Annotated in this window: 10 protein-coding genes; 9 read left to right on the top strand and 1 reads right to left on the bottom strand. The window is 62.8% G+C overall.

Annotation, left to right across the window (positions count from 1 at the left end; all coding sequences use genetic code 11):
* Positions 1-11: 11 nt before the first annotated feature.
* Complete coding sequence (locus VPH41_RS17840; protein ID WP_328570981.1) at positions 12-2,378, top strand: chitinase C-terminal domain-containing protein; 2,367 nt, start codon at positions 12-14, stop codon at positions 2,376-2,378.
* Positions 2,379-2,497: 119 nt separating this feature from the next.
* On the opposite strand, the gene VPH41_RS17835 is transcribed toward VPH41_RS17840, so the two are convergent.
* Positions 2,498-3,766, bottom strand: coding sequence for a maltoporin (locus VPH41_RS17835; protein ID WP_328570980.1), 1,269 nt, complete (start codon positions 3,764-3,766; stop codon positions 2,498-2,500).
* Between the two features lie 310 nt (positions 3,767-4,076).
* Here VPH41_RS17835 and VPH41_RS17830 point away from each other — a divergent pair, with 310 nt between their 5' ends.
* The 8 genes from VPH41_RS17830 to VPH41_RS17795 all read left to right on the top strand — a co-directional run bounded on the left by VPH41_RS17830 (position 4,077) and on the right by VPH41_RS17795 (position 13,909).
* Positions 4,077-5,387 (top strand): ABC transporter substrate-binding protein, encoded by a 1,311-nt coding sequence (locus VPH41_RS17830; RefSeq protein ID WP_328570979.1) that lies wholly within the window; start codon positions 4,077-4,079, stop codon positions 5,385-5,387.
* Positions 5,388-5,498: 111 nt separating this feature from the next.
* A complete protein-coding gene (locus tag VPH41_RS17825) occupies positions 5,499-6,359 on the top strand; it encodes a carbohydrate ABC transporter permease (protein ID WP_152282576.1) in 861 nt (286 codons plus the stop codon).
* 10 nt (positions 6,360-6,369) lie between these two features.
* The gene (locus VPH41_RS17820) at positions 6,370-7,188 is read left to right on the top strand and encodes a carbohydrate ABC transporter permease (protein ID WP_070219870.1); all 819 of its coding nucleotides are present in this window, start codon (positions 6,370-6,372) and stop codon (positions 7,186-7,188) included.
* A gap of 147 nt (positions 7,189-7,335) precedes the next feature.
* Positions 7,336-8,385: an ABC transporter ATP-binding protein gene (locus VPH41_RS17815; protein ID WP_287777914.1), complete on the top strand. Its 1,050-nt coding sequence runs from the start codon at positions 7,336-7,338 to the stop codon at positions 8,383-8,385.
* Positions 8,385-9,866, top strand: a complete 1,482-nt coding sequence (locus VPH41_RS17810) for a mannitol dehydrogenase family protein (RefSeq protein ID WP_328570978.1) — start codon at positions 8,385-8,387, stop codon at positions 9,864-9,866. Before VPH41_RS17815 ends, VPH41_RS17810 begins: the two co-directional genes overlap by 1 nt.
* Positions 9,867-9,881: 15 nt before the next feature.
* Complete coding sequence (locus VPH41_RS17805; RefSeq protein ID WP_152257202.1) at positions 9,882-10,799, top strand: helix-turn-helix domain-containing protein; 918 nt, start codon at positions 9,882-9,884, stop codon at positions 10,797-10,799.
* Between the two features lie 55 nt (positions 10,800-10,854).
* Complete coding sequence (locus VPH41_RS17800; protein WP_328570977.1) at positions 10,855-11,781, top strand: AraC family transcriptional regulator; 927 nt, start codon at positions 10,855-10,857, stop codon at positions 11,779-11,781.
* 73 nt (positions 11,782-11,854) lie between these two features.
* On the top strand, positions 11,855-13,909 hold the full coding sequence (locus VPH41_RS17795; RefSeq protein WP_328570976.1) for an esterase-like activity of phytase family protein: 2,055 nt from the start codon (positions 11,855-11,857) through the stop codon (positions 13,907-13,909).
* The last annotated feature ends 104 nt before the right edge of the window (positions 13,910-14,013 follow it).

Here is a 14,013-nt window from a genome sequence, read left to right as displayed (position 1 = left end):
ACAGACACCACATGAAATCGAATGCATTATTGATGGCCCTGCTTAGCGGCGTGCTCGTCGCTTGCGGCGGGGGCCAGGATGGCACCACCGCCACGCCGAACAGCCTGCACGCCACCGTCGACGCTTGCGCCGTCTGGGATGCCGCCACCGTCTACACGGGCGGCCAGTGCGTGACTTACCAGGGCGTCACCTACAAGGCCAAGTGGTGGACGCAGGGCAATGTCCCCAGCGCCAACGACCAGTGGGGACCTTGGGCCGTGACGGATACGCCGACCCCGACCCCGACACCAACGCCGACACCAACGCCGACGCCGACGCCGACGCCAACACCAACGCCGACCCCGACACCGACCCCAACGCCGACCCCGACCCCGACGCCGACACCAACGCCGACGCCGACGCCAACGGCTTGCCGTCCCGACGGCTTGATCTCGGCCGTGCCGAATGTGCCTTATTGCAAGGTGTACGACGCGAATGGCCGCGAAGTGCTGGGCAATGGCTTGAACCGGCGCATCGTCGGCTATTTCGCCAGCTGGCGCACGGGCGTCGATGGCAGTCCCACGTATCTGGTGAATAACCTGCCATGGGACAAGATCACCCACCTGAACTATGCGTTCGCCACCGTCGATGCAGCCACGTCGAAGATCGCCATCGGCAGCGGCGCGGCCAATCCCGACACGGGCCTCACGTGGCCGAACGTGCCGGCCGCGGCCATGGACCCGTCCTTGCCGTACAAGGGCCACTTCAATTTGCTGTCGCAATACAAGAAGAAGTATCCGGGCGTGAAACTGATGATTTCCGTGGGCGGCTGGGCCGGCAGCGGTGGCTTCTACACGGCCACGACGAATGCGGACGGCAGCGTGAACACGGCCGGCATCAATACCCTGGCCGATTCCATGGTGGCATTCGTGCGCCAATACAACTTCTTCGATGGCGTCGATGTCGATTACGAACATCCGACCACCAACAATGAAGCGGGCAATCCGAACGACTTCGCCGTCTCGAAACCGCGCCTGGCGGGCCTGATGACGAGCTACAACGTGCTGCTGAAAGTGCTGCGCCAGAAGCTCGACGAAGCGGCCGTGCAGGACAACAAGTATTACCTGCTGACCATCGCCGGTTCCGCCTCGGGCTGGGTCTTGCGGGGCGAGGAAAACATGTCGGGACTGAAATATCTCGATTACGCCAGCCTGATGTCGTATGACTTGCACGGCGCGTGGAACCAGTACGTGGGACCGAACGCGGCGCTGTTTGACGACGGCAACGACGGCGAATTGCGTGCCGGTAATGCCTACCAGTTCCAGAACATCGGCTACCTGAACACGGACTGGGCCTACCGCTACTACCGTGGCGCCATGCAGGCGGGGCGCATCAATATCGGCGTGCCGTTCTATACGCGGGGCTGGAAGGATGTGACGGGCGGCACCAATGGCCTGTGGGGCACGACGCCGTTGATCAGCTCCACGGTCACGTGCGCCGGCACCAAGACGTGCGGCACGGGCGCCACCGGCATCGACAACGTGTGGTTCGACCTGGACTCGCAGGGCAAACCGACGCCCGGCGGCGGCAACCCCATCTGGCATGCGCTGAACTTGCAGAACGGTATCGTGCCGAGCTACCTGGACGCGTATAAAGTCACGGACAAGGCGCTGGTGGGTACCTATGTGCCGTACTACAGCAGCACCATGGTGGCGCCGTGGCTGTGGAATGCGACCAAAAAAGTGTTCATTTCCACGGAAACCACGCAATCGATCGCGGCCAAGGCCCAGTACATCGTCAACAACAACATTGGCGGCGTGATGATCTGGGAAATGGCGGGCGACTATGCCTGGGATGCCACGCGCAATGGCGGCAAGGGCGAGTATTTCATGGGCACCACCCTGACGGACGTGCTGTACCAGGCCTTCCGCACGGCTGGCGTGTATGGCAACAAGCGCGCCGAAATCGCCATGCCGGGCACGGCGGCCAACGTCAGCATCACCCTCGGTGGCTGGAAGCTGGGCGATAACAACTTCCCCATCAACCCGGTGATGACGGTGAAGAACAACACGACGACGACCTTGCCGGGCGGCACCGTGGTGGAATTCGACTATCCCGTTTCCGCGCCGTCGGACATGAGCGACCAGTCGGGTTTCGGCTTGACGGTGATCAATGCCGGCTATACGGGGCCGAACAATATCGGCGGCTTCACGAAGAACTACAACCGGGCCCGCTTCGCGATTCCCGCCTGGCAATCGCTGGCGCCGGGCGGCTCCGTGGCGCTGACCTTGAACTATCGTTTGCCGATCTCGGGACCGGCCAACTACACGGTCACCGTGGGCGGCACCAAGTATGCGCTGACGCAGGAGTATCCGGAATTGCCGGTGGCGCTGCCTTAAGGTTGCTGATGTCGTAAACTAAAAAGGGCGGAACCGCAGTTCCGCCCTTTTTTTGACCCGAATGCAAGTACTGGGGTCGGACCCTCAGGGGCCGACCGCGGCGTGCTTTTGGGTTCAGCTTAAAACCACGTCTCTACCTGGAAGCCGTAGGACGTGCCGCTGGTATTGTTGTTGTAGATCGGGCCGCCGTTGTTCGACGCGTTGACCGAGGCGGTGGCCGCATCGTTCCATTTGCCGTAGGTGACAAAGGCGCGCAGTTCAGGACGCGACCACAGGCCAGGACCGGCCGAGATCGTCGGCGCGATGGTCAGTTTGGTCAGGCGCTTGGCCGGCAGGCCGCCCGCTTGCGTCACGCGGTCCGTGCCCAGTTCGCCCACCAGCTTGAAGTTGTTGGTGAATGCGTACACAGGGCGCACGCCGACCGAGGTCCAGGTCGAGGAACCGTTGGCATTGGACTCGTCTTTTTGCCACAGGGCGACGAATTCCATGCCGAAGTTGGCCAGGGGCTGGATCGCCATGTCATTGAAGATGCGCGTGCGTTTCACGTCCGAACCGAAATTGGTGTCGCCCGAGGCGCCGAACTGCGCGCCCTTGCCCGTGCCGGGACCGACGCCGTACTGCACGCCGAAGGTATTGCCGCCGCCGAAGACTTTGGCTTGACGGTGGAAGGCCGACAGCTGCCAGCCGTTGTGTTTCTTGCCGTATAAGTCGTTGTCCTTGCCTTCGCCGATGATGTAGGTGGCGGCCAGGTCCAGGGTGCCGTTTTCATTCACAGGAATCTCGCCGTAGATGAAGTTCTGGCGCACGGCGGACTTGGTGCTGACGACGCCGGTCGGCGACACGGTGTTGATATCGTTGTCCTTGAAGAAGGCATACGAGAATTTACCAGGGCCGGCAGGAATGCGGTCCAGGCCGGCACCCGTGCCGTTCATATTGATGTATTGCAAGTCCAGCATGTGGATGTCAGGACGGTAGTAGAAACGTTTACCGATCCAGGCCGTGCCGCCGTTCAGGAAATCGAGTCCCTGCGCTTCGACATAGGCCTTGACGATGCCCAGCTTGTTGTCGCCGAAATCCGAATTCGGCGCGTACGCGTTGACCCAGATGGTGGCCAGGTAGTTGACGCCGCCGGAATTGGCGATGGACTTGGTGTAGCCGAATTCCGTGTAGGCGTCGCACTCATTGCCCAGACGGTATTTCATGGTATTGCCGCCCAGGCCGAAGCAGCCTTGCGAACCGCCGTCGCCCGACGTATTGCTGCCGGCGCCAGCGCGCAGATAGCCATGGAAGCCTTCGGCATCGGATGGGTACATGGGGTCGGCCATGGCGGAAGCGCTGGCGATGGCCAGCAGCAGGGCAGGCAAGGTTTTCAATGCAGTGCGATTCATGCGGTCTCCAGAAGAATGTAGGTGGTAGCGCTGGCGTCCCGCAGGACGGCCACCGCGCACGGTCTAATGCCGAAAACCAAGTCTAGCAGCGCTTTTTTAACCAGCCTGATACAAAACGAACAAGTGACGATACTTTCTTTCAGAGTGTTGTTTTTGCTGCATACCGATACTCTCGCGCATAGTGGACCTGCAAAAGAGTATCGAATTGCGGTTTTGGAGTATCAGAAAGTATCAAAGCCTGGTGCTACATTGTGGTCGTGGTGCTAAGTACCTGAGCATTGCCAACGACAAAAAACACTGGAGACACACAATGAAACGTTCCGCCATTGCCGCGCTGTGCGCCGGCGCCTTTTGCCTCAGCTCGTCCGCTTTTGCCGCCACCGACCTGGTCATCGCCACCGTCAACAACGGCCACATGATTGAAATGCAAAAGCTCAGCAAATTCTTTGAACAAGCCAATCCTGACATCAAGCTCAAGTGGGTGACCCTGGAAGAGGGCGTCTTGCGCCAGCGCATGACGACCGATATCGCCACCAAGGGCGGCCAGTTCGACGTGATGACCATCGGCCTGTATGAAACCCCCATCTGGGGCAAGAAAAACTGGCTGATTCCCATCAAGCCGGACGTCAAATACGATATCGACGACTTGCTGCCTGCCATACGCGAAGGCCTGTCCGGCGACGGCAAGCTGTATGCATCGCCGTTCTATGGTGAAAGTTCGATGATCATGTACCGCAGCGACCTGGTCAAAAAGGCGGGCGTGACGATCGAGGACCGCCCCACCTGGAACCAGCTGCGCGACGTGGCGGCCAAGCTGCACGATCCTGCCAATGGCGTGTACGGCATCTGTCTGCGCGGCAAGCCGGGCTGGGGCGACAACATGGCCCTGATCACCACCATGGCCAATTCCTATGGCGGCCAGCTGTTCGACATGCAATGGAAGCCGCAATTCACGAGCAAGCCGTGGAAAGACGCCGTCACCATGTATGTGGACCTGATGAAGAAGTACGGCCCACCGGGCGCGGCTGCCAACAGTTTCAATGAAAACCTCGCGCTGTTTAACCAGGGCAAGTGCGGCATCTGGATCGACGCGACGATTGCCGCCTCCTTCATCACGGACCCCAAGCAAAGCAAGGTGGCCGACAAGGTGGCATTCGCCCAGTCGCCCATCGGCGTGACGGAGCGGGGCGCCAACTGGCTGTGGATCTGGTCGCTGGCCATTCCATCGAGCTCCAAGCATCCGAACGAGGCGCAGCGCTTCATCAACTGGGCCACGTCGCCCGACTACGTGAAACTGGTGGCCAAGGAAACCAGCTGGGCCAACGTGCCGACGGGCACGCGCAAGTCCACGTATGCGAGCCCCGAATTCCAGAAAGTGGCGAAATTTGCCGCCGCCGAAGGCAAGGCCCTGGCCACCACGCGCGCCGTGCAAAGCACCTTGCCGCCATCGCCATATGTCGGCGTGCAATTCGCCTCGATCCCCGAATTCCAGGTGATCGGCGTGGCGGCCGGCCAGCAGATGGCGGCAGCACTGCTGGGCAAGGTGACGGTGGAGCAGGCGCTGGAATTGTCGCAGCAGACGGCCGAGCGGGAAATGCGCAAGGGCGGGTATTACAAGTAAGCCTGCTGCATAGTTTGCTTGCTCCAATAGCGTAAAGCCGGGGTCAGACCCGACGGGTCTGACCCCAGATTTTTGCCGGCGATTGTTCCTTCTTGCCCCAAGAGAAATCCTATGAAACGCATTATCCCCCGGACTTTGCTGACGCCGGCCGTGGTCGCCGTCTCCGTCATTTCCGTGATCCCGTTATTGATCACCTTGTATTACTCGTTCGTGCGTTATTCGATGCTCGATCCCAGCGGCCATCCTTTCCATGGCCTGGCCAATTTCCATTTTTTCTTTACCGATGCCTCGTTCCTGCCGGCATTGCAGAATACTTTTACCTTGCTGTTTTCCGTCATGCTCGTCACGGTGGTGCTGGGCACGGCGCTGGGCTTGCTGATCAATGAAGCGTTTCCGGGGCGCGCCGTCGTGCGCGTGCTGCTGATTTCGCCCTTTCTCGTCATGCCGGCCGTCAACGCCCTGATGTGGAAGAACATGCTGCTCAACCCGATTTACGGCCTGTTCGCGCAGATCAGCATCTTCTTTGGCGCCACGCCCGTCGACTGGCTGTCGGCCCACCCCTTGTTTTCCATCATCATGATGGTCTCCTGGCAATGGCTGCCGTTTGCCTGCCTGATCTTCATGACGGCCCTGCAATCGATGGACCGCGAGCAGCTGGAAGCGGCCCGCATGGATGGCGCCACGTATGTGCAGCAGTTGCGCTACCTCTACATTCCCCACCTGGGCCGCGCCGTCTCGGTGGTGCTGATGATCGAGATGATCTTCTTGCTGTCGATCTTTGCGGAAATCTTTACCACCACGGGCGGCGGTCCCGGCTTCGACACGACCACCATCACCTTCATGATCTATCAGCAGGCACTGCTGTCCTATGACGTGGGAGCGGCCTCGGCCGGCGCCCTGTTCGCCGTGCTCATCGCCAACATCGCCGCCTTCTTCCTGATGCGCGTCATCGGCAAGAATCTGTCGAAATAAGGAGACCTTGATGCATAGCAAACTCAATCTGTATGGCCGCACGGCCGCCGCCTGGCTGTGCGCGCTGCTGCTGTTCTTTCCCATCTTCTGGCTGGGCCTGATGGCCTTCAAGACGGAAGGGCAAGCCATTTCCACGCCGCCATTGCTGTTTTTTACGCCCACCCTGGACAGCTTCCGCGAAGTGCTGGCGCGCGACAATTACTTCGGCTACGCGTGGAATTCGCTGTTTACCAGCGTCGTCTCGACGGCCATCGGCCTGTTGATCGCCATCCCGGCCGCGTATTCGATGGCCTTCTTTCCCACGGGCGGCACCATCGGCTTGCTGAAATTCATGCTCAGCTCGCGCTACATGCCGGGCGTGGGCGCCCTGATGCCCATCTATATCTGCTACCAGTACTTCGGCCTGCTCGACACGCGCATCGGCCTGACCATCATGTTCATGCTGATGAATTTGCCCATCATGATCTGGCTGCTGTACACGAGCATGAAGGAGCTGCCGCGCGAAATCCTGGAAGCGTCGCGCATGGATGGCGCCACCGTGTGGGATGAGTTCCGCCACGTCGTGCTGCCCCTGTCCGTGGGCGGCATCGCGTCCACGGCCCTCGTGTGCATGGTGTGGTCCTGGAATGAATCGTTCTGGTCGCTGAACCTGGGCGCTTCCAACGCGGGCACCCTGGCCTGGCTGATCGCCTCGTATTCGAGCCCGGAAGGCTTGTTCTGGGCCAAATTGTCGGCCGCGTCGCTGATGGCGATCGCGCCCATCATGGCGCTGGGCTGGTTCTGCCAGAAACAACTGGTCCAGGGTATGACCTTTGGCGCAGTCAAGTAAATGATGCCTCCATAAACCTACTGCGCGGCCCAATTTCGGCTCTCCGTTGCTCACTGTGCATGCGTACAGCTCCGCTACTCAAACCGAACTTGAACCGCGCGCTACGGTTTCTGGAAGCATCGAAAACAAATTAGAAATGAGACTATCATGGCTTACCTTCAACTGAGCAATATCGAGAAATTCTTTGGCGAGCACCGCGCCATCAAGGGCATCGACCTGGAGATCCGGCAGGGCGAATTCGTCGTCTTCGTGGGACCGTCCGGCTGCGGCAAGTCCACCTTGCTGCGCCTGATCGCGGGCCTGGAACCGATCGACGGCGGCAAGCTGTCGCTCGACGGGCGCGACATCACGGCCCTGCCATCGTCCAAGCGCGACCTGGCGATGGTGTTCCAGTCGTATGCGCTGTACCCGCACATGACGGTGTTCCAGAACATGTCGTTCGCGCTGAAACTGGCCGGCGTCGATCCGGCCATCATCCGCGATAAGGTCGACAAGGCTGCCGCCATCCTCGACCTGGGGAAATACCTGGAACGCACGCCGAAGGAACTGTCGGGCGGCCAGCGCCAGCGTGTGGCCATCGGCCGCGCCATCGTGCGCGACCCGAAGGTGTTCCTGTTCGATGAACCGCTGTCGAACCTCGATGCGGCCCTGCGCGTGCAGACGCGCATCGAGATCGCCAAGCTGCACCGCGAGCTGGGCGCCACCACCATCTATGTCACGCACGACCAGGTCGAAGCGATGACCCTGGCCGACCGGGTGGTGGTGCTGCGCGACGGGCAGATCGAGCAGCATGGCTCGCCGCTGGAACTGTATGACCGTCCCGCCAACCGCTTTGTCGCGCAATTCATCGGCACGCCCAGCATGAACGTGGTGCCGGCCGACGCGGCGCCGCAGCTGCTGGCGCAGGCGGGCAGCGCGGCGCAGGCTGACGGTTTTGTCGGCATCCGCCCCGAACACGTGCACCTGGGCGCGGCGCAGCCGGGCAGCGTGCCCGTCACCGTCGACCTGGTCGAATCCCTGGGCGTGGAAACTCTCACCTACGTGCGCCTGCCGAACAATGTGCAGGTGGTGTCGCGCGGCGCGGAACGCAGCAGCCTGCAGCCGGGCCAGCAGACGCACCTGACGTTCGAGCCGGGCTTCGTGCATTATTTCGACCGCGCCGGCAAGACCTATGCGGCCGCGAAAGGAGCGCTGTAATGGAAGTCATCGCATTGAACCAGGCGAACCTGGCGCGCCTGCCCGCCAATGTCGCCGTGCCCGCGTATGCGCGCGGCGCGCTCGTGGCCAGCATCGTGCATATCGGCGTGGGCGGTTTTTTCCGCGCCCACCAGGCCGTGTACCTCGACGATTTGCTGGCCTTGTCCGGCCATGAGCATGCGCAGTGGGGCTATTGCGGCGTGGGCCTGCTGGCGCATGACGCGGCCATGCGCGACGCCATGCAGGCGCAGGATGGCTTGTACACGGTGGTCGAGCGCAGCGCCGCCGGCGATAGCGCGCGCATCATCGGCAGCATCGGCGAGTACCTGTATGCGCCCGACGAGCCGCTAGCCGTGCTGGAAAAGCTGGCCGACCCCGGCACGTGCATCGTCGCGCTCACCATTACCGAGGGCGGCTATTACGTGAACCAGGGCACGGGCGAGTTTGACGCCGGCCATGCCGACATCGTCTACGAACTGGCGCACCCCGAGGCGCCGCGCTGCTCGTTCGGCTACCTGGCCGCCGCCCTGGCCCTGCGCCACCAGCGTGGCCTGGCGCCGTTTACCATCATGTCCTGCGATAACCTGCAAAACAATGGCGACGTGACGCGCAAGATGCTGCTGGCCTTTGTCGCCCTGCGCGACGGGGAGCTGGCGCGCTGGCTGGCCATGCATGGCAGCTTCCCCAACAGCATGGTCGACCGCATCACGCCGGCCACCACGGACGAACACCGGGCACTGGTGCGCGAGCGTTTCGGCATCGTCGACGCCTGGCCCGTCGTGTGCGAACCGTTCCGCCAGTGGGTCATCGAAGATGAATTCCCGCAGGGCCGGCCGGCCTGGGAAAAGGTGGGGGCGCAGATGACGCACGACGTGCTGCCATATGAAAAGATGAAGCTGCGCCTCTTGAATGCCAGCCACCAGGCGCTGTGCTACATCGGCATGCAGCTCGGCTATACGTTTGCGCATGAAGCGATGGGCGATCCCGGCATCCGCCGGCTGGTGCGGCGCATGATGGATGAGGAAGTGACGCCGCTGCTCGATACGGTGGAAGGCATCGACCTGGCGCAGTACAAGGACACCTTGATCGAGCGCTTCTCGAATCCGGCCGTGCGCGACCAGCTGGCGCGCATCGGCACAGAGGGTTCCGCGCGCATCCCGAAATTCGTGCTGCCGTCCGTGCGCGAAGCGCTGGCCCAGGGCGGCGCCATCACGCTGCTGGCCTTCACGGTGGCGTGCTGGTTCCGCTACCTGGAAGGCCATGACGAGCAGGGGCGCGAGATGCCATTGAACGATCCGTATGCGGCGCGCCTGCGCGCGCTGGCGCTGCAGGGCGGCGCGGATGCCGCGGCGCTGCTGTCCTTGCGCGAGCTGTTCGGCGACTTGAGCGACACGCCGGCGTTCACGCAGGCGGTGGGCGAGGCGCTGGCCAGCCTGTACGGGCTGGGCGCGCGCGCGGCGCTGGAACAGCGCGTCGCCTGACGGGGAGGGCGCGCCATGCCACGCAAGGCCGATGCCGCATTGCCGCAGATGGAGCTGGAACAGCAGCGCGACGCCACGCCCGGCTTCGAGCCGAAAGGCAGCTTCGGCTTCATCCGCTACCTGGAGCATGGCTTTCCGAATTCGCTGGTGCGCTGGCACTATCACGACGAGTACGAACTGCACCTGATCGTCGAGACGAGCGGCAAGGTCTTCGTGGGCGACTACATCGGCCAGTTCACGCCCGGCCACCTGGTGCTGACGGGGCCGCGCGTGCCGCACAACTGGGTGTCGCTGGACACGCCGGCTGAGGGCGTGGCCCTGCGCGACATGGTGATCCAGTTTTCGCACCCGCCGCTGGCCTCGATGGCGGCCGTCATCCCGGAATTGAAGGGGATTTTCCCGCTGCTGCAGCGCGCGCTGCACGGCGTGGAATTCTTCGGCGTCAGCGAGCTGTCGCTGCGGCGCTTCCAGCGCATCCGCGACAGCAGCGGCCTGCCGCGCTTCATCGAGTTCCTCACCTTGCTGGGCGAACTGGCGCAGACCAGCGACTACCAGCTGCTGTCGACGGTGCCCATGCAGTCAAGCGACGACGACGTGGCCCTGGCGCGCATCAGCTCGGCCATCAACTTCATCGTGCACAATTACAGCAGCCAGTTTTCGCTGAAACAGCTGGCCGAACAGGTGGACATGCCCGAGCGGACGTTTTCGCGCTTCTTCCGCAGCGCCACGGGCAACAGCTTCACGGACTTCGTCAACCGCCTGCGCATCAACAAGGCGTGCCAGCTGCTGATGGAGACGGAGCGCTATGTCAGCAACATCTGCTATGAGGCGGGATTCAACAACGTGGCCAATTTCAACCGGCGCTTCCTGGAATTGAAGGGCATGACGCCGAAGGAGTTTCGCCAGCAGGCGCTGGGACGTTTTGGCGCATGAGGCTTTTTGAGGTACATTGGATGGCACAGGCGGGGACAGCCTGGGAGAGAAGAACATGGAACACCTGTGGCAGAAGGACAGCGAGCGCAAGGCGCCAGAGCTGGAACGCGAAAGCTACGACGGCATCATCAATTACCTGGAACATGGCTATCCCAGCTCGCGCGTGCGCTGGCACTGCCATGAAGAGTACGAGCTGCACCTGATCGTCGCCACCAGCGGGCGATTGTTCGTGGGCGACTATATCGGCGAATTCTCGCCCGGCCACCTGGTGCTGACGGGGCCGCGCCTGCCGCACAACTGGATTTCCAACGTGATGCCGGAAGGGGGCGTGGCCCTGCGCGACATGATCGTGCAGTTCGCCCATGCGCCGCTGGCGGGCGCCGCGCGCGTCATCCCCGAACTGCGCGAGCTGCTGCCGCTGCTGGAGCGCTCCAGCTACGGCGTGGAGTTTTTCGAAATGGGCGCGGAAGCGGAGCAGCACCTGGCGCGCATCCGCGCCACGCATGGCGCCCAGCGCTTCGCCGAATTCGTCCAGCTGATGAGCAAGCTGGCGCGCACGGCCAACTACCGCCTGCTGTCGAGCGCTTCCCTGCGCTCGTACGACGATGACGCCACCCTGGCCAAGGTCAATTCCGTCCTCAACTACATCACGGACAATTACCGCGAGCCGATTTCGGCGGAAATGCTGGCCGAGCAGGTGGGCATGTCGCTGAGCAAGTTCTCGCGCTTCTTCCGCAAGGCCACGGGCAACAGTTTTACGGATTTCATCAGCCGGCTGCGCATCAACAAGGCGTGCCAGCTGCTGATGGATACCGATCACTATGTGTCGAACGTCTGCTATGACGTGGGTTTCCAGAACGTGGCCAACTTCAACCGCCGCTTCCTGCAGGTGAAGGGCGTCACGCCCAAGGAGTTCCGGCGCCAGGCCGACGGCCGCTTTGGCGGCATCGGCGGACCCGTGGCGGATGCGCCACAGGCCTAGCCGCTGTCATTGCCTTGTCACTTTGATTAGTTATGCTCCACGGCTGACTCCACCCACCTTAGCCGAGGAATGCATGAAAATTGCCGTAACGCCCATCCCGAAATTGACCCTGCTGGCCCTGGCCGCCGGCCTGACCCTGGCCGCCTGCGGCGGCAGCGACAATGCGCCGGCGGAGCCTTCCAAGCCCGTGGCGCAGACGGGCGTGTTCCTGGACGGCGCGGTGGAAGGCCTCGATTACGTGGCCGGCAGCGCGGCCAAGGCCAGCACCAATGCCAAGGGCGAATTCATTTGCAACCCCGGCGATACGGTGGCCTTCAGCGTGGGCGGCCTGGCCCTGGGCTCGGCGCCATGCGGCGCCATCGTCACGCCGCTGGCCCTGGCCGCCAGCACGAATGTGGCGGACGACAAGGTCGTCAACCGCCTGCTGGCGCTGCAACTGCTCGATGACGACAGCGATCCGTCGAACGGCATCAAGCTGACGGCCGAAGTGAAGGCGGCGCTGGCCGGCAAGACCCTGGACTTTTCCGGCGCCCCGGCCGTCTTCAACGCGGCCCTGGCCGCACACCTGGGCAGCGTGGGCGGCAAGTTCGCCAGCCGCACGGTCGATGCCGAGCGGCGCGCCCTCGTGCGCGAGCATTTCGAAGATACCCTCGCCTCCAAGGCGGGCGCTCCCGTCAACGAGGCGCTGACGCAGGCCAATCCCGTGGGCGAAGTGAAAGTCACGGTGACGCGCTACCAGATCCAGGCGGCCGACAAATACTACGTGCCGTATGAAGGCGCGAATGCCAAGATCAAGGGCGAATTCCCGAACGGCTTTTTGCCGTCGTACGGTTCCGGCCTGGCCTACAAGGGCAAGAACGCGGCCGGCGACCTGGAATTCTACGGCTTGACGGACCGCGGCCCGAACGGCGACGGCCCGCTGGTGCCCGATCCATCGGGCAAGGGCACCATCGGCAGCAAGATCTTCCCGTCGCCCAGTTTTACCCCGTCGTTTGGCGTGATCACGGTGGGCAAGAACGGCGCCGTGCTGGCGTCGAGCACGCCGATCAAGGTGTCCGCCACGGTCAACAGCTCGGGCTTGCCCGTGCCCGTGGGCTCGGTCGGCAACTCGGCCGAGATTCCCGTCATGGATGCGATGAAGTTCGACGCAAGCGGCAAGGCCGTCTTCAATGCGGGCGGCCTCGATTCGGAAGCCATCGTCGTCGATGCCAAGCGCAATGCGCTGTGGGTATCGGACGAATACGGTCCCTTCATCGTCAAGATCGACGCCGCCACGGGCGTGATCCAGGCCAAGTACGAGCCGGGCAAAGGTTTGCCGGCGCTGTTCGCCAAGCGCCGCGCGAACCGCGGCATGGAAGGCATGACCCTCGACGCGAGCAACGACAAGCTGTACGCCTTCCTGCAAAGCCCCCTGTCCGACGGCACGGCCATGTATTCGGTGACGAAGAAGACCGAGCAGGTCGAGCGCTTCGCCCGCTTCACGCGCTGGATCGAATTCGACCCGACCACGGGCACCAGCGGCAAGATGTATGCGTATCCGCTCAATGCCGCCGACTACCAGGATGGCCGCACGGGCAATGCCAAGCTGGGCGACATGGTGGCGCTGGGCGGCGGCAAGTTCCTCGTCATCGAGCAGGGCGCCGCGCCGTCGGGCAAGGTGTTCAACAAGCTGATGCTGGTCGAGTTGAAGGGCGCCACCGATATTGCGGCCGCCGCCTACAATGCAACGACGTCCGACCTGGAAAAGAGCAGCATGGGCGGCGCGGCCGTCAATGGCGCCGACTGGGCGGCTGTCACGCCGCTGAAGAAAACCCTGCTGCTGGACTTGAACGCCATCGGCTGGGCGGCGGAAAAGGCGGAAGGCCTGACCCTGGTCGACGACTCCACCATCGCGCTGGCCAACGACAATGACTTCGGCCTGAAAACCAAGGTCTTTGACGCGAATGGCGTGGAAGTGGCCGACGCCGACGTGACCAAGTGCACGGTCGACGCCAACGGCGCCATCGTCACCAGCAGCGCTGTCGGCTGCACCGCGGGCAACACCATCCGCGTGGCGCGCGGCGACGACCGCGAACGCCCAAGCCGGCTGTGGATCGTGAAGTTCGCCAAGGCGCTCACTGCGTATTGAACGATGATGGATGTGTCGGATTACGCGGCGCGCGCGCCGCTAATCCGACCTACGCATGGAAAAAGCCGCGCGGTGCTGGGATGCACCGTGCGGCTTTCTTGTTA

This window comes from Janthinobacterium sp. P210006 (assembly GCF_036231885.1).
In the GTDB taxonomy this organism is placed as follows: Bacteria; Pseudomonadota; Gammaproteobacteria; order Burkholderiales; family Burkholderiaceae_D; genus Janthinobacterium; species Janthinobacterium violaceinigrum.
This window is presented reverse-complemented; position numbering and strand designations above follow the sequence as displayed.

Coding starts and splice junctions, on each gene's coding strand:
- VPH41_RS17840 (WP_328570981.1), top strand. CDS start 12: ATGAAATCGAATGCATTATTGATGGCCCTGCTTAGCGGCGTGCTCGTC.
- VPH41_RS17835 (WP_328570980.1), bottom strand. CDS start 3,766: ATGAATCGCACTGCATTGAAAACCTTGCCTGCCCTGCTGCTGGCCATC.
- VPH41_RS17830 (WP_328570979.1), top strand. CDS start 4,077: ATGAAACGTTCCGCCATTGCCGCGCTGTGCGCCGGCGCCTTTTGCCTC.
- VPH41_RS17825 (WP_152282576.1), top strand. CDS start 5,499: ATGAAACGCATTATCCCCCGGACTTTGCTGACGCCGGCCGTGGTCGCC.
- VPH41_RS17820 (WP_070219870.1), top strand. CDS start 6,370: ATGCATAGCAAACTCAATCTGTATGGCCGCACGGCCGCCGCCTGGCTG.
- VPH41_RS17815 (WP_287777914.1), top strand. CDS start 7,336: ATGGCTTACCTTCAACTGAGCAATATCGAGAAATTCTTTGGCGAGCAC.
- VPH41_RS17810 (WP_328570978.1), top strand. CDS start 8,385: ATGGAAGTCATCGCATTGAACCAGGCGAACCTGGCGCGCCTGCCCGCC.
- VPH41_RS17805 (WP_152257202.1), top strand. CDS start 9,882: ATGCCACGCAAGGCCGATGCCGCATTGCCGCAGATGGAGCTGGAACAG.
- VPH41_RS17800 (WP_328570977.1), top strand. CDS start 10,855: ATGGAACACCTGTGGCAGAAGGACAGCGAGCGCAAGGCGCCAGAGCTG.
- VPH41_RS17795 (WP_328570976.1), top strand. CDS start 11,855: ATGAAAATTGCCGTAACGCCCATCCCGAAATTGACCCTGCTGGCCCTG.